This is a genomic window from Naasia sp. SYSU D00948, from assembly GCF_017916515.1.
Classification (GTDB): domain Bacteria; phylum Actinomycetota; class Actinomycetes; order Actinomycetales; family Microbacteriaceae; genus Naasia.
This window is the reverse complement of record NZ_JAFMTA010000001.1, coordinates 2,353,904-2,377,773: the sequence shown is the minus strand read 5'-3', so window position 1 is coordinate 2,377,773 and position 23,870 is coordinate 2,353,904. Positions and strand designations below refer to the sequence as shown.

20 protein-coding genes, 2 tRNA genes and 2 pseudogenes are annotated in these 23,870 nt (G+C 71.2%); 3 read left to right on the top strand and 21 right to left on the bottom strand.

Going from position 1 to position 23,870, the window contains the following annotated elements:
• Nucleotides 1-643: 643 nt before the first annotated feature.
• The 10 genes and pseudogenes from J3P30_RS15220 to J3P30_RS11185 form a co-directional block, all read right to left on the bottom strand.
• Nucleotides 644-901: pseudogene (locus J3P30_RS15220) on the bottom strand (HU family DNA-binding protein); the annotation flags it as partial.
• A 96-nt stretch (nt 902-997) separates the two neighbouring features.
• Nucleotides 998-1,879, bottom strand: coding sequence for a hypothetical protein (locus tag J3P30_RS11220; protein ID WP_210481099.1), 882 nt, complete (start codon nt 1,877-1,879; stop codon nt 998-1,000).
• 320 nt (nt 1,880-2,199) lie between these two features.
• On the bottom strand, nt 2,200-5,739 hold the full coding sequence (gene mobF / locus J3P30_RS11215; RefSeq protein ID WP_246853296.1) for a MobF family relaxase: 3,540 nt from the start codon (nt 5,737-5,739) through the stop codon (nt 2,200-2,202).
• Nucleotides 5,740-6,310: 571 nt separating this feature from the next.
• Nucleotides 6,311-7,498: a tyrosine-type recombinase/integrase gene (locus J3P30_RS11210; RefSeq protein WP_210481098.1), complete on the bottom strand. Its 1,188-nt coding sequence runs from the start codon at nt 7,496-7,498 to the stop codon at nt 6,311-6,313.
• Nucleotides 7,498-7,734 carry a helix-turn-helix domain-containing protein gene (locus J3P30_RS11205; RefSeq protein ID WP_210481097.1) on the bottom strand — a complete coding sequence of 79 codons (237 nt, stop codon included), beginning with the start codon at nt 7,732-7,734 and terminating at the stop codon, nt 7,498-7,500. Before J3P30_RS11205 ends, J3P30_RS11210 begins: the two co-directional genes overlap by 1 nt.
• Nucleotides 7,735-7,906: 172 nt before the next feature.
• Nucleotides 7,907-7,980 (bottom strand) — tRNA-Ile (locus tag J3P30_RS11200).
• Nucleotides 7,981-8,042: 62 nt separating this feature from the next.
• Entirely contained in the window at nt 8,043-8,783 is a 741-nt protein-coding gene (locus J3P30_RS11195; protein WP_246852763.1) for a cyclopropane-fatty-acyl-phospholipid synthase family protein, read from the bottom strand.
• 114 nt (nt 8,784-8,897) lie between these two features.
• Nucleotides 8,898-9,044: pseudogene (locus J3P30_RS15710) on the bottom strand (SAM-dependent methyltransferase); the annotation flags it as partial.
• 343 nt (nt 9,045-9,387) lie between these two features.
• Complete coding sequence (locus tag J3P30_RS11190) at nt 9,388-10,704, bottom strand: glycosyltransferase (protein ID WP_210481096.1); 1,317 nt, start codon at nt 10,702-10,704, stop codon at nt 9,388-9,390.
• Nucleotides 10,705-10,799: 95 nt separating this feature from the next.
• Nucleotides 10,800-11,714, bottom strand: a complete 915-nt coding sequence (locus tag J3P30_RS11185; RefSeq protein WP_210481095.1) for a DMT family transporter — start codon at nt 11,712-11,714, stop codon at nt 10,800-10,802.
• Nucleotides 11,715-11,760: 46 nt separating this feature from the next.
• Between J3P30_RS11185 and def the strand changes: the two genes are divergently transcribed.
• Complete coding sequence (def, locus tag J3P30_RS11180; protein WP_210481094.1) at nt 11,761-12,327, top strand: peptide deformylase; 567 nt, start codon at nt 11,761-11,763, stop codon at nt 12,325-12,327.
• Between the two features lie 136 nt (nt 12,328-12,463).
• Here def and J3P30_RS11175 read toward each other — a convergent pair whose 3' ends face one another.
• Genes J3P30_RS11175 through J3P30_RS11165 form a run of 3 tightly spaced genes read right to left on the bottom strand, consistent with a single transcriptional unit; the run spans nt 12,464 to nt 14,428 of the window.
• The gene (locus tag J3P30_RS11175) at nt 12,464-12,778 is read right to left on the bottom strand and encodes an AzlD domain-containing protein (RefSeq protein WP_210481093.1); all 315 of its coding nucleotides are present in this window, start codon (nt 12,776-12,778) and stop codon (nt 12,464-12,466) included.
• Nucleotides 12,775-13,548 carry an AzlC family ABC transporter permease gene (locus J3P30_RS11170; protein ID WP_210481092.1) on the bottom strand — a complete coding sequence of 258 codons (774 nt, stop codon included), beginning with the start codon at nt 13,546-13,548 and terminating at the stop codon, nt 12,775-12,777. Before J3P30_RS11170 ends, J3P30_RS11175 begins: the two co-directional genes overlap by 4 nt.
• A complete protein-coding gene (locus J3P30_RS11165; protein WP_210481091.1) occupies nt 13,532-14,428 on the bottom strand; it encodes a sensor histidine kinase in 897 nt (298 codons plus the stop codon). Before J3P30_RS11165 ends, J3P30_RS11170 begins: the two co-directional genes overlap by 17 nt.
• A 57-nt stretch (nt 14,429-14,485) precedes the next feature.
• Here J3P30_RS11165 and J3P30_RS11160 point away from each other — a divergent pair, with 57 nt between their 5' ends.
• Nucleotides 14,486-14,851, top strand: a complete 366-nt coding sequence (locus tag J3P30_RS11160) for a TraR/DksA C4-type zinc finger protein (protein WP_210481090.1) — start codon at nt 14,486-14,488, stop codon at nt 14,849-14,851.
• Nucleotides 14,852-14,856: 5 nt separating this feature from the next.
• Here J3P30_RS11160 and J3P30_RS11155 read toward each other — a convergent pair.
• From J3P30_RS11155 to dusB, 7 genes are all read right to left on the bottom strand, one after another.
• A tRNA-Asn gene (locus J3P30_RS11155) sits at nt 14,857-14,932 on the bottom strand.
• A gap of 43 nt (nt 14,933-14,975) precedes the next feature.
• A complete protein-coding gene (locus tag J3P30_RS11150; RefSeq protein WP_210481089.1) occupies nt 14,976-15,977 on the bottom strand; it encodes a D-isomer specific 2-hydroxyacid dehydrogenase family protein in 1,002 nt (333 codons plus the stop codon).
• The gene (locus J3P30_RS11145) at nt 15,974-16,831 is read right to left on the bottom strand and encodes an ATP-binding cassette domain-containing protein (RefSeq protein WP_210481088.1); all 858 of its coding nucleotides are present in this window, start codon (nt 16,829-16,831) and stop codon (nt 15,974-15,976) included. Before J3P30_RS11145 ends, J3P30_RS11150 begins: the two co-directional genes overlap by 4 nt.
• Nucleotides 16,832-16,881: 50 nt before the next feature.
• Nucleotides 16,882-19,041 carry a DNA primase gene (dnaG, locus tag J3P30_RS11140; RefSeq protein WP_210481087.1) on the bottom strand — a complete coding sequence of 720 codons (2,160 nt, stop codon included), beginning with the start codon at nt 19,039-19,041 and terminating at the stop codon, nt 16,882-16,884.
• Between the two features lie 10 nt (nt 19,042-19,051).
• Nucleotides 19,052-19,921: an oxygenase MpaB family protein gene (locus J3P30_RS11135; RefSeq protein WP_210481086.1), complete on the bottom strand. Its 870-nt coding sequence runs from the start codon at nt 19,919-19,921 to the stop codon at nt 19,052-19,054.
• On the bottom strand, nt 19,897-21,150 hold the full coding sequence (locus J3P30_RS11130; RefSeq protein ID WP_210481085.1) for a deoxyguanosinetriphosphate triphosphohydrolase: 1,254 nt from the start codon (nt 21,148-21,150) through the stop codon (nt 19,897-19,899). Before J3P30_RS11130 ends, J3P30_RS11135 begins: the two co-directional genes overlap by 25 nt.
• Nucleotides 21,140-22,294 (bottom strand): tRNA dihydrouridine synthase DusB, encoded by a 1,155-nt coding sequence (gene dusB, locus J3P30_RS11125; RefSeq protein ID WP_210481084.1) that lies wholly within the window; start codon nt 22,292-22,294, stop codon nt 21,140-21,142. Before dusB ends, J3P30_RS11130 begins: the two co-directional genes overlap by 11 nt.
• A gap of 66 nt (nt 22,295-22,360) precedes the next feature.
• On the opposite strand from dusB, the gene J3P30_RS11120 reads away from it, so the two are divergent.
• Nucleotides 22,361-22,819 carry an aminoacyl-tRNA deacylase gene (locus J3P30_RS11120; protein WP_210481083.1) on the top strand — a complete coding sequence of 153 codons (459 nt, stop codon included), beginning with the start codon at nt 22,361-22,363 and terminating at the stop codon, nt 22,817-22,819.
• Nucleotides 22,820-22,998: 179 nt separating this feature from the next.
• Here J3P30_RS11120 and J3P30_RS11115 read toward each other — a convergent pair whose 3' ends face one another.
• Nucleotides 22,999-23,652, bottom strand: a complete 654-nt coding sequence (locus tag J3P30_RS11115; RefSeq protein WP_210481082.1) for a DsbA family protein — start codon at nt 23,650-23,652, stop codon at nt 22,999-23,001.
• Nucleotides 23,653-23,870: the final 218 nt, after the last annotated feature.

The window sequence follows — 23,870 nt, the reverse complement described above, 5'->3', positions numbered from 1 at the left end:
GCTCTATAGCTTCGGCTAGGATCTGGCGGATCCTGTATAGCCGTCACGCAGCCCAACTTGCAGCCGTGCGCTCCGCAGCGCGGACAACGCCATCAATGTCGCCAGCTATGAGGCGGTCGATGTGTCGCCGTTTTGGGGCATCGGAGGCGACTTCATCCGCGGCATAGTCGGGAACCGGAGTGTTGAGCCACTGAGCCCAAGTCCATTCATCCTCTATGCCCTGGCGCAGAACGTTTAGCACATCACGCATGCCTCGCACCATCGTTCGATCAACCACTTGAAAGGCGGGATACACGTTCCGCCCATCCGAAGTTTCCAACCGAAGTAGGCGAAGATCGCTTACGGCCTTCGATATCGCTGCCCTCCCGATGTTCAGCTCCTTTTGAAGGGAACGGCTCGTATAGCAGGGACCGACGACATGGACCCAAGGGCTTACCGCAATTGGCAATCGTTCGACTACCTGCTCGGCCACATCGTCTACGTCGCCGAGGTTTGCAAGCTGTTCCCCACGATTGGCCAACTCGATGAGCCTGACGCGGATCGCTGAGGTTAGGTCGTTCACCGCCTCTTCCTGTGTGGCCCCCTTGCCAACAAGCACCTTCGCAAGTTCACGGGCCGCGCTGGCCTCGACCTTTGCTGGCGCGCTCCCGACGCCGATTTTGACCCCCCTGGCCGCAGCGATCTTGATCGGCTCACCCGTTCGTGCCCTGCGACTCGGGCGAGCCGCACGAGCGTTCTGCTCGACCGCGAGCCAACCCGGGATCGTCACCTTATCGCCGGCGGCGACGGACTTCGCGAGCGTCGAGAAGAGCGCATCAAGCACCTCGTTCACGGCGCTCTGACTCTGCCCCGACTCCGCGGCGATGGCGGCGACCAGTTCGGTGCGGTTTAGTTGCGTCATCGGACGTCTCCCGTGTCAACTAAGTCAACTAGTGTGCGCCCAGCGGTCAACCGTGTCAACCTGCGCGGCCGCGCTTTCCGGGGGTCGGGGCGAGCTTCAAGGGGTGGCGCCAGGGGTCGCGACCGTCGGGATGATGCCCATCTGCTCCCGGTACATCACGTCAGCCGCCACGTAGTGTCGGAAGGTCCAAAGCATGGCGACCGCAACGTGTCCGCGGTCGGTCGAGATGCGGACGTGCCTGATATCGCCAGTAGGCGGCAGCACCTCCTCGATACTTCCCGTCGCAAGCGCACGACTGGCCGACGGATGGGTGAGACCGCTAACCAGTTGCCAGAGCCCACGGGACAGATGCCCCTGCAGGCCGATATGTGTGCCAGCTTCCTCCACGATGTCGCCGTAGTGCAGCCGTTTGGTGTACTCATCGCGATCAATCCCAAGGGGGCCCGCTATCGCACGGGTGTACTTGTCCTTGATGCGCCGTTGCTTCGAGAAGGCACGCTGGCCGCTTGCCATCCGAGATCGCTCGGCCTTGTTTCTCGCTCGGGAGATGTCGGTGTATGTCTCGATCAGAGCCTTATCGTGCAGGAGTTCGGAGGCGCGTGCCGTGAGGTTGCGGAGGACTCGCTCCCGCCGGTCCTCGGGCGCCATCAGCCATATGGCCTGGGAGGACGCCTCGAGGCTCTGTCGGATAAGCGGGTAGTGACCGTACTGAGGGAGAGTGAGATGACCCTCTTCTGCGGTCACGACGGCACGGAGGGTACGTAGCGCGTCGATGCTCATTCCAAGGCAGAGGCTCACGAGGTGGCTGTTCTGAAACGGGTGCGTCAACTCGTCGTCTTGGTGCAGGCGCGAGCCATGCGCAGGCGGGACGTGCGCAATCTGCTCATGGAGGGCGACTTGCCCCGGGATGTCGTTGAGGATCTCGCGGATGGTGACGAGGCTTTGTTCGTCGTCATGCTTCGCGGAAGGGGCCGCCACTATCGACACCTTACCGGCCGCCGCTGACCCGACTGGGAAGCCTCGGACCTCTGAACGCCGTTCGTCGCCAGGAGTGTCAGTAGATCTCCACAGCGCCCGCTCGGCGCGAAGCAAAATTTCTTCCGTACGTCAGCTTTCACAGGAGGCGGGCTGATCAGAAACGAAGGAATCCCGAGAAGGGCGTTTGCAGCCTCTTGCGGTCGGATGTCGGCGACCGCGCTTGTCAGAACCCGACCCTCCGTGCGTCACGAAAAAAGGTCGAGTTGATGCGACGACCTGACGGTCTCGTTCAATGCTGACGGCCCGCCGAAGTCGCATCTTCACAAGCGCGGCCCGGAATGGTGATGTGACCGTTGCACGGGGCCGAGCGGGCCCACTGGCGTCCAAGTTGGGAGGTTGCGCGCTCGGTGCAGTGCGGCTGTGGCGTGTGCCGCGTCGAGTTGCTGCACGGCGGTTTCCGGGTTCGGACCGAGCGGGCCGCGGGAGGTGATGCGGTAGCGGTCGCGGTAGGCGGCGATGACTCTCACGTCGCGCCGCCAGGCCTGCAGGGCGTGCCGGTCGGTGGGCGGGGCGCCGAGGCTGGTGATCCATGGTTCTCGGGCGGCGAGGGCTGCGTCGACCAGGGCGGCGGCTCGCTGTTCGATGAGGGTGCCGCGCTGCGCGAGCGCGTCGCGCATCTCGGCGGTCATCGGTCCCGTGGCGGCAGGGATGAGTCCCGCGATGAGCCGATCCGCCCGTCGCACGGATTGAGTGCCCGCCGAGCTCGAGATGGCGCGGGTGAGTCGATGGTGCAGGAGGGTCGCGAGATCGTCGGTGTCCTCGGTTCCGGATGCGTCCACTAGTTGCGGCAGGAGGCGGTCCACGTCGTGGTGGTGTGCTTCGGCGCGACGTAGCTGTGCGGTCAGCGGCGCGAACGCGGGCGAGGAGATGACCTGCTCCGCCTGCACCGCGGTGAGCCCGGTACTGCGGATGAGGGCGGTCCAGCGGTCATGTTGGGCGGCCGCGGCGATGGTGTCGTACTCGGCGGCGAGCTGCGCGATCGAGCCCCACGCGTCTTGTTGCGCGGCGAGGCTCTGGTGGGCCGACGTATGCGCCGCGGAACGTCCAAGCACGGCAGTCAGCACCGATTTAGCGTTGCCCTGCGGCGCGTTTCCCGGAGGAAGCTCGGTGTGGTAGTCGTCGGGGCGGTCGGTGATGACGTAGGCGGTGTTCGAGCCGCGTCCTCGGGTCATCGCGACATAGAGGCTCTCGCGGCTGCTGCTCGGCTGGACCAGGGCGTGGCTGGTGTCGGTGGTGACTCCCTGGGCGCGGTGCGCGGTCACGGCGTAGCCGAGCTCCAGATGCTCGCTGACGTAGCCGGCGGGCAGCACGAGCGCGCCGCCCCATGCTCTTCCCTCGCGCCGAACCTGGAGTGAGCCGTCGGCGCGAATCTTGGTGACCCTCCAGCGGGCGCCGTTGCGGACCCAGTCCTTCCCGGCGCGCAGTCGCCGGTCGTTGCGCCGGGTGAGAACGATGTCGCCCACGGACGCAGCGGTGCCGTCGTGCAGTGCCACCTCAGAGGTGGCGTCGATGGCGCCGGCGAGGATCAGGTCCGCCCGCGCCCGCCTATTGAGCTCGGTCACGGTGCCGCCGTCGTCCGCGATGAGGATCGACGTCCGGCCCGCCGCGAGGTCGCTCCGCCAGGCGCGGTACGCCGCCTCCGCCATGTCCTCCGCCGCCCCACCGACCACTCGGCCGTGTTGCTCGTAGAGGTCGATCACCGACGCGGCTCCGTGACGCAGTTCCAGGGAGGCGGTTTTCTCCCAGTCGTGGGTGAACCGCTCGACCCGGTCAAGCTCGGGGGAGTCGACGCGGTCCTCGACGAGCAGGGCGAACGCGCCGCCGGCCTCGACGGAGGACAGTTGTGCCCAGTCGCCGACCAGCAGGAGCTTCGCTCCGCTTTCCTTCACTCGGTCGGCGATGCGCCGCAGGGTGAGGGTTCCGGCGAGGGAGGCCTCGTCGAGGATCACCAGCTGCCCGGCCTTGAATGCGGTCCGGCCTGCCTGGTGGTCGTGCCACCACTTCGCCGTGTTCTCCGCACGGATCCTCAGCTCGCTCGCGAGTACCTCCGCGGCGGTCGCGGACGGCGCCAGCCCAACGACCGAGCCGACGCCGTACTCGCTCTCCCAGGCGTGCCGGAGTGCCTGCATGGCGGTGGTCTTGCCCGCGCCGGCGGGGCCGACGAGCACGTCGACCACCCGGCCGGAGCTCGCGACGGACCGAAGCGCCGCGATCTGATCCTGTCGCAGGCGCCGACCGCGCGCGTCCGGCAGCTGCGACTGCACGCGATGCACTGGGAGGACGGGCGCGGTGGCGTCGCGGGAGAGGGCGAGGAGCCGGTCCTCTGCCTTGAGCAGCGCCGTCGAGGAGAACACGACCGAGTGCCGCGGGCGGAACACGCTGGTCCCGTCCGGCCGCTGGAACATCGCCGGGGTCGCGGCGAGCTCGTGCGGGGTGAGCCGGATCGACGCACTCTCGGCGGCCTCGACGATCAGGGCCGTCATCGCCTCGCGACCCTGGATGGTAGCGAACCGCAAGCCCATGGTCTGCCGCGCCGCTTCCGCGTAGAGGTTCCAATGCCGCCAGGTCGACCGCTTCTCCCCCACCACCTCCACCACACGTCGCCCCAGCTGCCCGATCACCTCCATCGGCACATCCTCAGCCCGCAGCACGCGCGACGCCGCTCCCGCGACAACCGTCCTGGCCCAGGTCGTCGCGTCCTCGCCGAGGTGAGCACCGGCCCGCTCCCGCCACTGGCGAGTGAGGTCGGCCAGGGCGCGGATCTCCTTCTCCGGCCGAGTGGCCAGCGTCGCCTGAGCCCGCAACTTCAAAACCACCGCAGGAGACGGCCGGCGCCCGCGCGTCGCCCGGTACTCCTCAATCAGCCGGTCGGTCTCGACGTCGATGTGCCGCGACCGGCTGGAGAACTCCGCGACCAGGGCCTCCGAGACGCCTCGGATCGCCCACGAGGGATTGCGGTCGGCACCCATCCGGTGCTGCTCCCACTGAACGCCAAGCGTGCGGGAGAGCCGGTCGGCGAACACCGCCTCGTGCAGCTCCGACAGCGCCACCGTGGCCGCATGCAACGGGCGACCGTCCAGGGCACGCCACTTCCCGTCGAACACCGTCTGCACCTTGTTGCTGACCACCACATGGGTGTGCAGGTGCGGATCCCCCGCGCGGGAGTCGTAGTGATCGAACGCGGCAGCGATCAGACCGGTCACCTCCACCTGCGCAACCGCCCCATCGCCTCCGGTTGCACCGGCACGGGTGGCCGCAACCTCGCGTTCCATGAACGCAACCACGTCCGCAACCGCCGCATGATGCGCCTCCACGATCAGCTTCTGGATGCAGGCGTCGGCGACCGCCCAGAGCACCGACGCCGACTTCGGCATCGAGAACGTGAAGTCGAACCCGGCCACCGCCCGCCGCAACCCCCGCGCCGCCTCCTCCGCCTGAATGGCCGCCACCGCCGCCCCACGATCCCGCGCCGACAACCCGAGGTCGAGCGCCGCGAGGCGGTCGGCCACCCGCTCGCGGACCGGCGCATAGACGGGATACGCCCGGCCCAGAGGAGCGCCGGTGACCGGGTCCCGGCCCATCCCGACCAGGAGCTGCAGCTCAGCCTCGGACACCCGATCCCCCACCGCGACCCGGCCCTCGCCGAGCGAGGCGAGCCCTCCGCCCAACCACCGGCCCGGCGGGGTCCCCGCCTCCGTGTAGTACCGCGTGAGCGGAGTCGACAGGGACCGGTCACCGTCGCCGGCGGCGACGGAGCGCAGCAGGTAGCTGTACCCATCCCCGGCACTCATCACCCGCATCGACACCGTCACCGACACGCACCTCCGGCAGGAAGGTGCGCCGCCGAACCCGGGAGGCGCCTCATCTGCAAGAGGCGTGGCAGCTTCAGTGGTGTCGACGCTCGCGACGGCCAAGACGGGTCAGGGTCGTGAGCCGAGAGGGAGGCGGCCATCCGGGCGCCGAGCCGGGAACGCGGAGGGGGGTCCGCGCGCGGGTCCGGCGCTGCCGGGTCTTGATTGGCGACGGCCGGTTGCCCTTGGTCGTCACCAAGTTGAACCGCGCCCGGTTTCGGCTGTGAGTTCTCCCCCAAATATCGTCGCGACGGCTCATTGGCGGGGCGACGCTGCGTACCTACCTTGTGGAGAACTCTGAACGGTCGAGAGGAGAGCACAGGTGGGACTAGCCGAGCCCGTAGCGGCGAGGGCGCGCAGCCGCGCGCTGCCTGCCTGCCTCACCTGCGTCGGTTTGCCTGATCTCCCATAAAGAGCGGTGGTGCCACCGTGGCACCACCGCTCATTCGTCCGCGGACCGAGGTTTATCAAGCACCGGCGAGGTCTCGACGTGGATCCACGACCCGCCCGCCCTCCTGCTCTATGACGGCGGAGCGAGCCGTTGCAGCACGGCGGCGGGCTCCGACTTCACCCTCCGGTCAGGCTCCGCGTAGTGGGCCCTCGTTGTTGCGGTCGAGGTGTGCCCGAGCACGTCGGCCGCGGTCTGAATGCCGAGCTCGGTCGCGAGCAGCGTCGCGCCGGTTCGACGGAACGCATGGGGCGTGATCTCCATCCCGTCAAGCCCGGCCGCCTTGAGTACCTCCCGGAAAGTGCGCCGAACGTTGTGGGGCGTGAGAGGGGTGCCCTTTCGCGATGGGAACAGCAGTCGCTCCTGGTCCTCGCCCTCGCCGAGTGCGAGGCGACGCCGGATCACCTCGGCCGCGAACAGCGGTACTCCAACCACCCGGTTCGACTCGTGCGTCTTCGGATGCGACTGACGCATCACGCCAGCGCCCTTGCGCACGACGATCGTGCCGCTGACGTGGACCCGCGGCGGGTCGGCGGCCATGTCGACGTCGCTCGCCCGGAGCGCGAGTGCCTCGCCGATCCGGGTCGCGGTGCCGAGCATCACCTCGACGAGGTCGCGGATCAGCCCGTCCGGCTTCGGGCCCATGATGCCCTCCGCCGTCCGCCATGCCGCGGCCGCGGCGCGGATGGCGGCGATCTGCTCGGGAGTGAGCGCCTTCGGAGTGTGCTTGGGCTTCTTCATCCGCGAGGTCTCCTTGACCGGGTTGCGCGGGATGATCTCGCGCCGCACGGCGAACGCCAGGACCATGCTGAGGATCGTGCGGGAGTGCTTCGCCCGCGTGTAGGACTTGGCGCGCTGTAGCTTGATGAAGCGCTCGATCCGGCCGACGGTCACCTCACGGACGGTGAAGCTGTGGAAGAACGGCAGCACCAGACTCCGCAGCTCGCGCTCGTAGATCTCCTTCGTGCTCTCGGCGCGATCGACGTCGAGCAGAAGATCCTCAAGCCAGGCCTCGGCCAGTTCCGGAAACGGCGAGTCAGCGTTCAATCCCTCCGCCGCGTCGCCCCCGCGCATGCGCCGGGTGAGGTCGACCTTGAGTGCGGTCTGCGCCGCGCTCCGGCTGGAGCCGGTGGCGGCCACCTGCCGCGTCCGGCCGTCCCAGTCGCGCACGCGGGTCGTTGCGCGGAATCGCCGCGGCGCGATCTCAGTCGTCGTGATCGCGCCGAACGTGCCGATCGGCAGCCGGGGGCGGCCCGCCATCAGCGCTGCTCCCCCGAGGGCGTCGCGTCCCGTTCCTGCTCCGACAGGCCCTCCAACCAGCGGAGCACATCGGACACCCGGAAGCGGATCTCCCGCCCGACCCGGATCCCGGATGGCCCACGGCCCTCGGTCCGAAGGTCGTAGATCGCCTGTGTGCGCACGCCCAGGTAGTTGGCGAGCTCGCTCGTGGTCAGCATCGGCTCGAGGCCGAGCCCTGAGAAGTTCTGTACGTCCATGTCCCCTAGGTGCGCGAGGGGATCCCAGGAGGACCGAACCGGGCCGTGCACCTGCCCCGCGGGATGCCACAGAAGGCGGGCGCCGGCGAATAAACGTTGAATAAACGTTGTGCTCATCAAGTCTCTGCCCTTCAGAGGAGGACAAGAAACCCTGATCAAGAAGGACTTGGAGTAGGGCGGACGGGACTTGAACCCGTGACCGACGGATTATGAGTCCGCTGCTCTAACCGGCTGAGCTACCGCCCCGGAATCGTCCCACCCTAGCGCCCGCTCGCGATGAGGAAGCGCGGCTCGCCTGCTTGCCGCCGTCAGGGGCGGAGCAGGTAGAACCGGAAGAACCCGAAGTCCTCGATCGGCAGCACCTCGACGGCGCTGAAGCCCGCCTGCCCGGCGTAGCGCTGGAGGGTGGCAGGCCGCATCACCGTCCCCGTCGCGGCAGAGTTCGGGGCGGAGAGGCTGTCAGGCAGGCACACGAGGAGGCTGTAGCCGTACATCAACCGCTCCAGCTCGTCGCCATCAGGCGCGAACTTCTCGGCGACCGCCTCGTCCATCAGGACCAGCACACCGTCCTCGACGAGGGAGGCGCGGATCGCGCGCAGGACGTCCTGCGGGTGAGGGAGGTCGTGGACGGCCTCGAAGACGAACGCGGCGTCGAATCGCTCCCCTGTCAGCCCGGCCGCGTCCTCATGCCGGAACTCGATCCGGTCGGCTACGCCCGCATCAGCGGCGTTCTCCCGAGCGCGGGCGATCGAGGGCGGATCGATGTCCACTCCGAGCAGGGTGGCGTGCGGATAGGCCCTGGCGAGCGCGATCGTCGACCAGCCCGCCCCGCATCCGACGTCCGCAATGCGAACGCCGGGGCGGGAGAGCCGATCGTGGACCTCTCCGCTCGCGGCGAGGGCGGACGCGAGCTGCTTCTCGAACAACGGGCGGTTCACGTCCGCCTGCGACTCCCGGGCATCGTCGCCGAGCTGATCCCAGGACACCCCTCCCCCGCTCCGATACGCCTCGAGGAGCGCGGGGAGCTGGGCGAGGGACGCTCCGAACATTCGGGCGACCGGTGCCAGGTACGCGAGGGACGCCGGATCGGCCAGAACCTCCCGCACCGCCGGCGGGAGGACGAACTGGTGGGCGCCGTCCGCTCCCGTCTCGCGGACGGTGAGGATGCCCGAGACCGCCTGCTGCTCGAGCCACTCCCGCGCGTACCGCTCGGCCGTTCCCGTCGCCTCGGAGAGCGCGGTGGAGGTCAGGCCCGAGTGCCCCGCATCCGCCAGCGCTCGGTACCAGCCGAGCCGGTCCCCGAGGTGGATGCTGACGAGGTCGATGAGGCCGCGCCGAGGTGAGCACCCGGTTCGCGAAGGCGTTCGTGTCGGCGCGCGACGCGGCGAGCTCGTCCTCGCTCATATCGCTCCCTCGTCCCGGCTCATGGCAGTGCGATGCTCCTCCGCAGTGCTGGACCGGCACAAGTGCGATCCTTGGCGCGCCTGCGGCCCGCCTGGTTCCCCGACCGTCGTAGGCGCCCTCTATAACGTGACGCAGCGGGCCCCGCAGCGCGATCCGTCCGCCCCGTAAGCACGACATGAGGCGCGACCGATCGCGCACCTCTCGGACCTGCGCTCCTTCAGGGACCACTGAGTCCGCGGTGCTGAACCGCTAGTCGAGCGCCGCGGCCGACCGCACGCGGCGGCGGAGCGAGCGGAACTGCTCCCGCAGCTTCGCGCTGAGCGGGGGCACCTCGGTGACCGGGTCCTCGACGTGCTCACCCCGGTACAGCCGCTCGAACACCTGCAGCGTCGTCTCGATGTCGTGGGGCTCGATCAGGCGCAGCGACGCGTTCTTCATCACGAGCAGCTCCTCCTCCGGGAGGCGCAGCACGCGCTCGATGCGGTCGGCCAGCGCGCCGACGTCGCCGGGCGGGAACAGGTAGCCGTTCTCGCCGTCGTGCACGAGGTGCGGCAGGGCCATCGCGTTGGCGGCGACGACCGGCAGTCCGGACGCCATGGCCTCCATGGTCGCGATGCTCTGCAGCTCCGCGATGCTCGGCATCGCGAAGAGCGTCGCCTCGGTGAGGACGCGGCGCAAGCGGGCGTCGGTGACGCGGCCGTGGAACACCACGCGGTCGCGGATGCCGAGCCTCGTCGCCTGGTTCTCCAGGTTCCGGCGCTGGTCGCCCTCGCCCACGATGTCCACGTGCACGTCGAGGTCCGCGGGCAGCAGTGCGACGGCGTCGAGCAGCTTGTCGAGCTGCTTCTCGGGCGCGACCCGGCCGCAGAAGGCGATGCGGTTCTGCACGCGGGGCTCGAAGCTCGGCGTGTAGTCCGCCGCGCGGATGCCGCAGGAGACGGCGTGGACGCCGCGCAGCCCCGTCTGCTGCTCGAGGTACTCGGCGGCGCGACGCGTCGGCGTCGTGACCTCCGCGGCCCTGCCGAGGATCCGGGCCGCGTCGGCCCAGGCGCGCTTGACCGCGAAGCCCCAGACGAAGCGGGGCAGCCCCGTGAACTCGATCAGGTTCTCCGGCATGAAGTGGTTCGTCGCGACGACGCGGACGCTCCGCTTCACGGCCTCGGTCGAGGCGCCGCGGCCGGCGATGAAGTGCGACTGGATGTGCACGACATCCGGCTTGACCTGGTCGATGATGCGCCCGGCATTCGCGTTGATGCGCCACGGGTACACGAACCGGATCCAGTCGTGCCGGAGCCAGCGCATGCTGAGCAGGCGATGGACCGTGAGGGTCTGTCCTGCATGCTCTTCGCGGTACACACCCTGGCGGTTGTCGTGCGACTGCGCGATCACGTGCACCTCGTGGCCGCGCTCGGCGAGACCCGCGGCGAGGCGGACGCTGAAGTTCGCGGCGCCGTTCACGTCGGGCGGGAACGTGTCGCCGACGATGAGGACGCGCAGCGGGCGGTCGTCGCCGGAACCTGCGCCGGCGGAGGATGAGGCGTCGATCGGGATTCCTTGCGGGGCCATAGGACTGAGATCAGCTCTCTTCTCGGGCGGTTTTCACGCTACCGCACGCTCTCGGGACGAGCGGGCGCCGACCGGCGAGCCGTGGGAAACGGGCGTCAGCGGCGAACCTGCGGGTGGTGCTTGGAGAGATCGAAGACGCCGTAGACCGCGATGGCTCCGGCGATCACGAACGCGACGACCGCGTACAGCGGCGCGGCCGCCGCCTCGCCGAGCACGATGACGCCGATGCCGACGGCGACCATCGGGTCGATGACGGTGAGGCCCGCGATCACGAGATCCGGCGGTCCGGCCGAATAGGCCGTCTGCACGAAGTAGGCGCCGAGGCCGCCCGCGGCGAGGAGGCCGGCGAGGCACGTGAGCGTGAGCCACTCGAAGTCGCCCTGCACCAGGCGGTTGATCACCACCTTCGCGAGGGTGGCGACGAAGCCGTAGAGCACTCCGGCGCCGATGATGTAGATCACCGCAGAGATGTGGTGGCGCAGCAGGAGGAAGGCCACGAGGAACGCGGCGAACACGAGCGCCAGGATCACGAGGATCGTGATGAGGTGCGACTCGTCGACCACCACGTCCACCGCGGTGAAGGCGGCGATCGTCACGAAGATCCCCACTCCGCCGACGCAGAGGATGATCGCCCGGATCGTGCGCTTGTTGAGCCGGACCCTGCTCAGCCGGGCGTTGAGCACGGCGGTGATCACCAGCGCGATCGCCCCGAGCGGCTGCACCACGATGAGCGGCGAGAAGCGCAGACTCGTGAGCTGCAGCACGATCGCGAGACCGAGGAGGATCGTGCCCACCACCCAGGCGGGCCGGCGCAGCAGGATCATGAGCTGCCGCATCGACAGTCCCGGCACCTCGTCGCTGTGGTGCTCCTCGACCTTGGACACCCCGCGGTGCTGGAACTGCGCGCCGAGACTGAGGAAGACGGCACCGACGATCGCGATCGGGATGCCGAGCGCCTGACGAGGACGGGACAGGAGCTGCTCTGTCAGATCGGTCAGCTCCGGCGGCACGGTGACGACCTTACCGGCGGCCCCCGGTCGATAGTCTTAGCGGCATATGGCGATCCTCCCGATCCGCATCACGGGCGATCCCGTGCTGCACGAGCCGGCCGAGCCGGTGACGCGCTTCGACGACGAGCTGCGCACCCTCGTCGCCGACATGTACGACACCATGTTCGCCGCGCCCGGAGTCGGCCTCGCCGCGCCGCAGGTCGGTGTCCCCCTGCGCCTGTTCGTGTACAACTACCCGGACGAGCAGGGCAACGAGCGCCGCGGCGTCGCGATCAACCCGGAGCTCTGGATCTCCCCTCCCCCGACCGGCGAGGCGGACGAGGACACGGAGTCGGAGGGGTGCCTGTCGGTGCCGGGCGAGCGGTTCCCGCTGCGCCGAGCGGATCGCGCGCTCCTGCGGGCCGTGGACCTCGATGAGAAGCCGTTCGAGATCGAGGCGTCCGGCTGGTTCGCCCGCATCTTCCAGCACGAGTTCGACCACCTCAACGGCGTCCTCTACGTGGACCGGCTCGAGTTCCTGCACCATCGACGTGCCACGAAGGCGGTCGTGAAGCGCGGCTGGGGGAAGCCGGGGGCCTCGTGGCTGCCCGGCGTGGACGACCTCGAGGGCTGAGGCCGGCTCGAGCTGACCGCCCCTGCCGCTCCGCTCGGAGATCGGCAACGCGACCGACAAAGGGCAGCCGTGCACTGTTGCCGGTTGTCGTCGCCGTTGCCGATCTCGGCTCCGCCGCCGCGCGGCGCCGTGGTCCTCAGGCCGCCCAGCCGAGAGCGCGCAGCAGCGCCGCGGCGCCGGCGGCCGCGATCACGACGACGACGAACGGAACCCGCAGCGCGAAGAGGACCGCCGCGAACGCGACCGCGGGCACCCGCGCGTCGAGCACGAGGTCCGTACCGGCGCCGAGGGTCTGCACCGCGATGAGGGCGGCGAGCAGCGCGACCGTGACGAGGTTCGCAGTGCGGGCGGCGCCCGGCTTCTCGAGCACGGCGGAGGGCACCAGGTAGCCCGCGAACTTGAGCGCCAGGCACACGATCGAGGCGAGCAGGACGATCTGCCAGAGCGTCACGTCCGCTCCTCCTCCACGGAACCGTGAAGGGCCGAGCGCGCCTCCTCCTCGACGGGATCGGGGAGGGCCGAGCGCGCCCCGAACAGGTCGAGCGTGCCGACGACGACCGCGACGAGCGCCGCGAGCAGGACCGGGAGCCCCGGCGGAAGGACCGGCACGAGGGCCGTGGCGACGACGGCGGCGCCGATGGCGACCGCGACCGGCTGGACCTCGCGGAGGCGCGGCCAGAGGAGGCCGAGGAAGGCCGCGGCGGCCGCGGCGTCCAGTCCGTACTGCCGGACGTCTCCGAGAGCGTCCCCGAGGAGCGCGCCGACGAGCGTCGTCAGGTTCCAGCCCGCGTAGATGACGAGGCCCGTCACCCAGAAGCCGCGGCGCTGCGCCGCAAGGGTCGGCTGTGCGACCGCGACCGCCGTGGACTCGTCGATGGTGAAGACGGCCGCGGCCGCCTTGCGCCAGAAGCCGCCGCCGATCAGCGGCTTGACCCGGATGCCGTAGAGGACGTTCCGCGCACCGAGGAGCGCGGCTCCCGCGATCCCGGCCGGTCCCGCTGCCGCGCCGCCCGAGGCGATGACGCCGACGAGGGCGTACTGCGAGCCCCCCGTGAACATGAGCAGGCTGAGGACGCAGGTCTGCCACACGTCGAGCCCCGCGGCGACCGAGAGCGCGCCGAACGAGATGCCGTATGCGGCGGTGGCGACACCGACCGCGATCGCCGATCGGGTCGCCGCCCGACGGGGATCGCGGTCCGGATCGCTAGCGGGTGCCGCCACGGGAGAGGTCCACGCCGTGGACGCCGTTGTGGTGACGGAGCGCCGGGAAGACCGCCGAGACCGAGAAGCCGACGCCCGCGGTGAGGGTCGCGGAGAAGACGCCGCCGAAGAGCTCCGTGCGCTCGCGCATCCCCTCGACGCCGGGGCCCGTGATCTCCTGCGTGAGGGCCCGGAGGTCGTCGTCGACGGTGTATCCGGCGCCGAAGTCCACGTCGAGACCCTTCCGGAGCGCCGCGTTGCGGATGCCGTTGTCGTCCACGCGGACCTGCAGCCCCTGGCTCGTCCAGGTGAAGCCGACGCGTGCCTCGGTGCCGTCGCCGCCCCACTTCAGCGAGTTGCCGAGCGCCTCCTGCAGAATCCGGTAGATCGCGAGCTCGGCCCCCGCGCTGAGCTCGTAGGGCTCGCCGGCCTCGGTGACCGTGACGGCAAGCCCGGCGGCGCGCATTCTCGCGAAGAGGTCGCTCGTGGAGCGCAGGGTGGGCTGCGGCGCCGCATCCGTCTCCGACTCCCGGACGAGCGAGCTCACCCGGCGCATGTCGGCCAGCGCGGCACGACCCGTGTCCGCGATGGAGCCGGCGGCGCGCACGGCCACCTTCGGATCCGTCGCGGCGGCGTAACGGGCGCCTTCCGCGTCGGCGATCATCGAGGTCACTTTGTGCAGCGCGAGGTCGTGGAGCTCGCGGATGATGCGGAGCCGTCCGCCCTGCTCGGCGACCGACAGCTCGAGGTCGACCCGGGCCCGAGCGGAGAGGAGCTGCTCGGAGGCGAGCCGCCGCGAGCGGCGCTGGGCCGCGATCCAGAGCACGAGGAACACGACCGCGAGGAGGGCCGGCACGGCGATCAGGGTCGCCGTGAGAGCGGCGTCGAGGGCCCATGCCATGCCGGGAAGTCTAGGCTGGCCGCACCGCGCCGCCCGGGAGGCGCGGCAGGAGGCGCGATGCGGGAACAGGCTGCGCGGGAGCGGCTCCTCCGCGCGGACACAGAGGCCGTGATCCTCCTCAAGAGCATCCAGGCGGAGCTCGGCTCCCTCGCCGACGCGCAGCGGGACGTGGCGACCGACGACGAGCACGACCCGGAGGGCTCGACGCTGGCGTGGGAGCGGTCGCAGGCGGATGCGCTGCGGCGGGAGGCCGAGCAGCGGCGCGCGTGGATCGCCGACGCCCTCCGTGCTCTCGACGAGGGCCGGTACGGCCGCTGCGCGAGCTGCGGACGCGCGATCGCGGACGGGAGACTCGAGGCACGGCCGTGGACGACCCTGTGCGTCGAGTGCGCGGCGAAGCCCGGGATGGGCGGTCACCACTGAGTGACTGGCTCCCCGACTTGGACTCGAACCAAGAACCTGCCGGTTAACAGCCGGCTGCTCTGCCAATTGAGCTATCGAGGATTGGGGCTCGACTACTTTAGCGCACCCGGAGGGGCCTCGCTGTTCAATACCCGGCCCGCGGGTCGACGACGCCCACGAAACGGCCCGTCGACACGAAGGCCTCGACGTTCAGGCGCACCCGCTCGGCGAGGAGCGGCTCGATCATCTCGGGCGTGTCGGCCGAGTGCGGGGTGATCAGAGCGCGGGGCTCGGACCAGAGCGGATGCCCGTCGGGAAGGGGCTCGGGATCCGTCACGTCGAGACCCGCGAAGTGCAGGCGCTCCCCGCGCAGGGCCGCGACCAGCGCATCCGTGTCGACGAGGGCGCCGCGGGCGACGTTGACGAGGACCGCGGTGGGCTTCATCGCGGCGAGCTCCCGCTCCCCGATGAGGTGCCGCGTCTCGGCGGTGCTCGCGGCGGCCAGGACCAGGACGTCCGCCTCCGGCAGGACCTCCGCGAGACGCTCGCTCGTCACGGTGCGCTCGGCCCCCTCGACCTCGCCCGCACTGCGGCGCACGACGATGGTCCGGACGTCGAAGGGCGCCATGAGCCGGATCAGCTCGACGGCGATGCCGCCGGCGCCGACGACGACGACCGTCTTGCCGTACAGGGACTCGCCCGTCTTGGGCCCCCACGAGGTCGCGCGGGCGCGCTCGGTCAGCGAGCGCAGGCCCGCGAGGGTGAGCGTGAGGGCATGCTCGGCGACCGGCTGGGCGTAGGCGCCCTTCGCGCTGGTCCAGACGAGGTCGTCGCGGTCGTGGTCGGCGAGCGCCTGAGCGAAGGCGTCGACGCCCGCCCACGGCAGCTGCACCCACTGGACGCCCGGCGAGCGCTCGAGCGCCTCCAGGAGGCCGTCGGGATCGGACGGGCCGAGCCACACGATCCCGCGCGTTGAGGAGCCGAGGGGCGCCGGCTCCCCTCCCGCGGAGCGCACGGCGTCGAGGAACACCTCCCCCGCGTCGCTCTCCGGGAGGACCGCGATCGGTCCCGCCTGCGGCCGTGCGTCCGGCGGCAGCTCCGCGGCCCCGGCTCCCGCGACGGCGCGATGACGGAACCGCTCGGTCATGACTGCTCCCCCTCGAATTCCGGCAGGTCGATCGGTCCGGTGGCGATGCGGTACTCCTCGGCGAGGCCGCGGATGTACGGATGGACGCCGTTTTCCAGCACGTCGTCGAGCCGGCCGAGCCCGACGAGGTGCCCGCCCTGCAGCACCGCGACGCGGTCCGTGACCCGCGCGGTCACCGCCGCCTCGTGGCTCACGATGAGGGCCGAGAAGTCGTGCTCGCTCTGCAGCTCGAGGATGCTGTCGAGGACCGGGCCGCGGGCGGTCACGTCCACGCCGGCCGTCGGCTCGTCCGCGACCCACAGGAGAGGGCGGTGGACGAGCGAGCGGGCGATCGCGACGCGCTGGCGCTGTCCGCTCGAGATCTCGTGCGGGAACAGTCCCATCACCTTGAGCGGCAGCTGCACCGAGTCGAGCAGCTCGGCGACGCGCGCACCGAGCTCCCGTCGGTCGTAGTGCCGGTCCTGCTCGAGGATCGGCGCGCCGACGTTCTCCGCGATGGTGTGGCCGGGCAGCAGCAGGCGGCCGGCGTTCTGCGGAAGGTATCCCACGTCGAGGGAGAGCCGGTTCCGGCCGCGGCGACCGAGCCGGCGCAGCTCGTGCCCGAGCACGTGGAGGGAGCCGCCGACGATCCTCGGCACGTCCTCGCCGGAGAGCCCGCGACCGACCCCGCCGGCGACAGCGCGGGCGAAGGTGCTCTTGCCGGATCCGGTCTCCCCGACGAGTCCCATGAGCTCACCCCTGCCCACGGTGAAGGTGACGCCGTCGACGGCCCGATGGGCGGAGTGGCCGCGCCCTCCCGGGTACTCGATCGTCACGTCGCTGGCGGAGACCACGGTGTCACCGGCGGAAGGCATGCCCTCATTCTGCCGGGCACCGCGGCGTCCCACGGACGCCGGCCCGCGCCTCACCCCTCGCGGAGGGACCGCCGCTCGCTCTCCAGCGTCATCAGGTCGCGCTGAAGCCCCCGGTAGCGCTCCGGGTCCTCGGCGGCGGGCGTCCGCTGCAGCTGGCGGAGCAGGTCGTTCTTCCGGCGGAGCAGGTCGCGGTCGATGAGGCGGGACGCGACGTCGCGCACGTACACCGTGAGTGCCTCCTCACCGGGCTGCTGCGGCAGGGGCGCGATGGCGAGCTGCTGGACGAGCGGCGCGAGCGGCGGCGGGACCGCCCCGGTCACCCGCTCCAGCCAGGCCGGGGAGTCGGCCGCGTCCGCGTTGGCGGCCACGGCGTCGCGGACGGCCGCGAGAGCCCGGTTCGCGAAGCCCGAGCGCATGGAGCGGTCGAGGAGCTGCCGGCCGACGAGCTGCGGGAACTGCAGGACCGCCATGAGCGCGTCCCGCTCCAGCCGCGTCGCCGGGTCGGACGGCAGCTGCGCGAGCGTGGGGCCGCGCACCGGCGCCGGCTCGCCGTGATCCTCCTCGGGAGGCGGCGCGTCGTACTCGGGAGGAGGAGCGTCGCGGTCGTCCGGGGGTGCGTCCCGGTCGTCGGGTGCAGGGGGGCCGAAGTCCTCGCGGCCGATGCGCGCGGGTCCCCGGCGATCGGGGCCGGACGGTGCCGGCCCGCGCTGCGGCGCTCCGCGCTGAGCTGCTCCCCGCGGCGGCGCAGTGTGCTGCGGCTCTCCTCGCTGCGGGACACCGCGCTGCGGCGCCGCCGCTCGCCGGTCCTGCCACCCGTCCTGCCGCGGCGCGCGGCTGTCCCGTCCGCGCTGCTCGCCCTGACGGGAGTCCCCGGTCCGTGCGGCCGTGGTCCGGCTGCCGGCGGACGCGACGGCGGCCGAGACCTCCTGGAGATCCATGCCGAGCCATCGGGCGAGCTCGCGAGCGTAGCCCGGCCGCAGGGAGGGGTCCCGGATCTCGGCCACGATCGGCGCCGCCGCGCGGAGGGCGGCGACCCGGCCCTCCACGGTGTCGAGGTCGTGGGCGCGGAGCTGCTGCCGGATGATGAACTCGAACATCGGCTTCTTCGCGTCGATCATGCCGCGCACCGCCTCGTCGCCGCGGGCCAGGCGCAGGTCGCACGGATCGAGCCCCTCCGGCCCGGTCGCGACATAGGTCTGCGCGGCGAAGCGCTGCTCCTCGCCGAACGCGCGCACGGCCGCCTTCTCCCCGGCCGCATCCGGATCGAACGTGAAGATCACCTCCCCGCTCGCCGAGTCGTCGCCGAGCACCCGCCGGAGGACCTTGATGTGGTCGACCCCGAACGCGGTGCCGGACGTGGCCACCGCGGTCGTCACGCCGGCGAGGTGGCACGCCATCACGTCCGTGTAGCCCTCGACGACCACGACCTGGCGGCTGCGCGAGATGTCGCGCTTGGCGAGGTCCAGCCCGTACATGACCTGCGCCTTGTGGTAGATCGCCGTTTCGGGCGTGTTGAGGTACTTGGGTCCCTTGTCGTCCTCGAGCAGGCGGCGCGCCCCGAAGCCGACCGTCTCGCCGGAGAGGTCGCGGATCGGCCACACCACCCGTCCCCGGAACCGGTCGTAGACCCCGCGGTCCCCGCTGGAGACGAGCCCGGCGGCGAGGAGCTCCTGATCGGTGAAGCCGCGGCCGCGCAGATGCTTGGTCAGCTCGTCCCAGCTCTTGGGGGCGAAGCCGACGCCGAAGTGCTGGGCGGCCGCGCGGTCGAAGCCGCGCTCCCCCAGGAAGCGGCGGCCGACGTCCGCGGCCGGCGAGGCGAGGCGCTCGACGAAGAACTCCGCCGCGGCCCGGTTCGCCGCCAGGAGGCGCGCCCGGTTGCCGGCCTCCTGAGCCGGGCCCGAGCCGTCCTCGTACCGGAGCGTGATGCCGACGCGGGCCGCCATCCGCTCGACCGCCTCGGCGAAGGTGACGTGGTCCATCTTCTGCAGGAACGTGTACACGTCCCCGCCCTCGCCGCAGCCGAAGCAGTGGTACAGGCCGACCTGGGGACGGACGTGGAAGCTCGGGCTGCGCTCGTCGTGGAACGGGCAGAGACCCTTCAGCGATCCGACGCCGGCGAACTTCAGGGCGACGTAGTCCCCGACGACGTCGGCGAGGTTGACGCGGGTGCGCACCTCGTCGATGTCGCTCTTCAGGATCCGCCCCGCCATGCCCGCAATTCTAGGTTCGGGCACCGATCCGGCCCGGCCGCCCTCCACCGGTTCCGCTATGGGCCGCGTTCCCCGCAGGGCTCGCGATGCGACGGCGGAAGCGGCGCAGCAGGAGACGGCTGGGAAGCTGCCGGACGGCCCGCGGGAGCGCCCGGTACACCCCTCCCGCGACGGTCATGACGCGGTCGAAGCGCCGCTGGTGCCGGTCCTCCCACACCACGCCGTACCCGCTCCGCACCGCGGGCGGCAGCAGACCCGCGGTGACCAGGCGCACGACCGGCATGACGGCCCGCATCCAGTAAGGCCCCGACGCGGGCCGCATGAGGGCACCGGCCACCCGGCGAGCCGATGGCGTGACGTGCACCGCGGCCAGGCGCTCGTTCCAGTACTCGGCGAACGCGTCGCGGTCGGCCGGCCAGGCCGTGGCCGGCATGCCGAGCGCGGTGCCGAGCACCGCGTCCCGGCGGTACAGGTCGTCGGCCACGTCGTCGTCGAGTCGCCCGTACACCTGCTCGATCACCGCGACGGTCGTCTCGTACAGGGTCGCGGCGACCCAGAGCTGGAGGTCGGGATCGCGGGCGTCGTACGCCACCCGTCCCGCCCCGCGCACGCCGCGGTGGGCGAGGCCGACCTCACGGGCGACCCGGTTCGCCTCCTCGTCGGTGCCGAAGCCGACGACGTAGACGTACTCGAGGGTGCCGACCAGCCGGCGGACGGGATCCTCGGTGAAGTAGCTGTGCCGGGCCACGCCCTCCGCGACAGCGGGATCGGCGAGCTGGAGCAGGATCGCGCGCCCGCCGCCGGCGACGAGCACGCCCTCGCTCCAGACGTCGTCGACGGTGCGGAGCCGCCGGGTCAGCGGACGAGACGCTCGTGCCATGCGATGGCGGATTGATCGGTGAGGCTCGCGACCTGGTCGACGACCGCCCGGCGGCGTCCCGCCTCGTCGGTCGCGTCGGCGTGGTCGGCTGCGAACGCCGGGTCGAGCTCCTGCGGCCGCTCGACGAGGACGTCGGCGAGCTCCTGGAGCAGGTCGCGCTGCTGCGCGTAGACCGGCGTGCGCGTCGTGTTGGTCATGACGAAGGCCGCGACGATCCCCTTCATGACCGCGATCTCGGCGCCGATCTCGCGCGGCACGACGACCTGCGCGGAGAACCGGCTGAGCTTCTCGAGGGGAAACGCCGCCCGCGTGGCCCGCGTCGCGGCGCCGGCGAAGCGTCCGATGAGCTGGCTCGTGAGGTTCTTGAGGCGTCCCTGGGCGCGCCGTGAGCCGTCCCATGACGAGATCCAGAAGTCCAGCTCGTGGAGCCGGTCGAACGCCTCGATGAGCTCGGCGTGGTCGTACTCGCCGCCGACCCACGAGTGCATCGCCGTGACGAGCTCGTCGTCCTGCTCGCGGCGGCCCAGCGCCGCCACGTCGATGTAGCCGCCGGTGACGGCGTCCTCGAAGTCGTGCACCGAGTAGGCGATGTCGTCGCTGAGGTCCATCACCTCCGCCTCGATGCAGCGGACGCCGTCGGGAGCGCCCTCCCGCATCCACACGAAGGCGTCGAGGTCGTCGGCGTAGTAGCCGAACTTGGCGCGACCGCTCGGGTCCGCGACGGCGTCGGCGGCCGACCACGGGTACTTGCAGCTGGCGTCGAGGCTCGCGCGCGTGAGGTTGACGCCGAACGGGCTGCCGTCCTCGCCGAAGACCTTGGGCTCCAGACGCGTGAGCAGACGCAGCGACTGGGCGTTGCCCTCGAAGCCGCCGATGTCGGCCGCCCACTCCGCGAGCGCCTTCTCGCCGTTGTGCCCGAACGGAGGATGACCGATGTCGTGGGCCAGGCAGGCCGTGTCGACGACGTCCGGGTCGAGGCCGAGCGCGAGACCCAGCTCGCGCCCGACCTGCGCGACCTCGAGCGAGTGCGTGAGACGGTTGCGGGCGAAGTCGAGGCCCGCTGTCGGGCTCAGCACCTGCGTCTTCGCGGCGAGCCGCCGCAGCGCGCTGGAGTGCAGCAGCCGCGCGCGGTCACGGGCGAAGTCGCTGCGGCGGCTCGAGTGCTGCTCGGGCAGACGGCGGTCCCGGTCGCGCTCCTCGTAGCCCGACGCCGCAGCGTCAGCCGCCACTGTTGAACATCTCCGCGCCGGCGACCTCGCAGCGCTCCTCGGTGCCCAGCGTCCGGCTCGCGAGCCAGCCGTCCGGCAGCACCGGCCGCTTCGGGCTCCCGGCCCGGCCCCGCTGCCCCTCGGCCGCCTCGCCCGGGTAGGGCTCGTCGCCGTCGAGGGTGGCCAGCAGGTCGTCGATCTCCTGCAGCGAGGACGCGGTGGCGAGGCGGGCGCGGAGGTCGCCGCCGACCGGGTAGCCCTTGAAGTACCAGGCGACGTGCTTGCGGATGTCGCGGCAGCCGCGCTCCTCGCTGCCGAAGAACTCGACGAGCAGCTCAGCGTGGCGGCGGAACGTCGCGGCCACCACCCCGAGCGTGGGCATCGCGATCCGGTCCTCGCCGGCGAACGCGGCCGCGAGGTCGCCGAACAGCCACGGGCGTCCCAGGCAGCCGCGACCGACGACGACGCCGTCGCATCCGGTCTCCCGCACCATCCGCACCGCGTCGGCACCCGACCAGATGTCGCCGTTGCCGAGCACCGGCACGCTCGTGACGGTCTCCTTGAGCTTCGCGATCGCCGACCAGTCGGCGTGGCCCGAGTAGAACTCCGCGGCCGTGCGTGCGTGCAGCGCGATGCTCGCCACGCCGGCACCCTCGGCGATCCGTCCCGCCTCGAGGTACGTGAGGTGCTCCGCGTCGATGCCCTTCCGCATCTTGATCGTGAGCGGGACCGGACCGGCGGCGCGGACCGCGCCTTCCACGATGTCGCGGAAGAGGTCCAGCTTCCAGGGCAGCGCGGATCCCCCGCCCTTGCGGGTCACCTTGGGCACGGGGCAGCCGAAGTTGAGGTCGATGTGGTCGGCCCGGTCCTCCGCGACGAGGATGCGGACCGCCTCCGACACCGTGGCGGGGTCGACGCCGTACAGCTGGATTGAGCGCGGCGTCTCGGACTCGTGATGCGTGATGAGGCGCATCGTCTCGGGGGTCCGCTCGACGAGGGCGCGGCTCGTGATCATCTCGCTGACGTAGAGCCCGGCGCCGAACCCGCGGCACAGCCGGCGGAACGCGGTGTTCGTGATGCCCGCCATCGGCGCGAGGACGACCGGCGCGTCGAGCACGAGAGGCCCGATGCGCAGGGCGGGCGCGGTCGCGGTGAGGGAGGACATCCCCTCGATTCTCCCAGAACCTCGGGGCAGCCGGCCCGGCGGTGGACGGGAGGGCAGGATGGGACGGTGAGCAGGGAGCGGGTGGCGGAGGACGCGGCGGCGCGGGGCGTCGACATCGAGTTCGTGGAGCGGCCCGACGCGCGATCGCTCGAGGAGGCCGCGAGCCTGCTGGGGATCCAGCCCGGCGACATCGTGAAGACGCTCGTGGTCAAGCGCAAGGACGGCACGTTCCTGTTCGCCCTCGTGCCCGGCGACCGGCAGATCGCGTGGGGCAAGCTGCGGGCGGTGGTCGGCGTCAACAAGCTGCAGCTCCCCGACGCGGAGCAGGCGCTCGCGGCCACGGGCTACGAGCGCGGCACCATCACGCCGTTCGGGAGCACGACAGCCTGGCCGGTGGTCGCGGACGAGCGCATCGCGGGGCGCCGCGTCGCGATGGGAGCGGGCGAGCCGGGGCTGAGCGCCTTCGTCGACGCCGACGCCCTGGTGCGGGGCCTCGACGCCCGCCTCGCGGACATCAGCGACTGACGAGCGCCCATGCCGGCACCTGCCGCGACGTCAGACGGCGCAGACCCCGCCGTCGCACGCCTCGGCGTTCGCGTCTCCGAGAACAGCGAGCGGTCGAAGTGCCACCTGGTGCTCCCATTCCGCCGGGATGGCAGCACCACGGGGCATCTCGGCGGAGGGAACGGCGGCCTCGGGGGCGGTCACGCCGCGACCTCCTTCTCCCCCGCCACCTGGGCGAGGGCGGAGGCGAACACGGCCGGGTCCTGGGCGCCGGACACGCCGTACTTGCCGTCGAGGACGAAGAACGGGACCCCGTGGATGCCGTACGCCGCCGCCTGGGCCTGGTCGGCCCGGACCGCGCCGAGGTAGTCGTCCGTCTCCAGGGAGCGGACGACGTCCGCCCGGTCGAAGCCGAGCTCGGCCGCGAGATCCCCCAGGTCCTCGACCCGGCCGACGTGGCGACCCTCGACGAAGTACGCGCGGAGGAGGCGCTCCTTCATCTCGATCTGGCGTCCGCGCTCCTTGGCGTAGTGGAGCAGCTGGTGCGCCTTCACGGTGTTGGTGTGCTGCAGCGCGTCGTAGTCGTAGTCGAGGCCGACGGTGGCGGCGATGCCGACGACCGTGTCGATCATCTGCGTCACCCGCTCCTTCGGCAGCCCCTTGTGGGAGGCGAGGAAGTCGGCCGCGGTCCCCTGGAAGTCGACCGGGGTGTCCGGGGACAGCTCGAAGGAGTGGTACTCCACCTCGACGTCGCCCCCGAAGCGGCGGACGCCCTCCTCGAACTTCCGCTTGCCGATGTAGCACCACGGACAGGCGATGTCGGACCAGATGTCGACCTTCACAGGACTGCTCATGTCCGAGGAACATGAAGGAGCCGGGATGCATTCCCGGATGCCCCTTCGGGAATCAGTAGTCGGCGGAGCCCTCGTCGAGCACGCGGGTGACGATCGCGCCGACGGACGGGGCCGGCGGCTCGGGAGCGGACGTGTCGTTCACGGGGGACCTCGGCTTCATCGGAGAGGGACGCATCGGAGGGTATCGGCGGGGGTGCGGGGAGGTCGGCGCCGCGCCG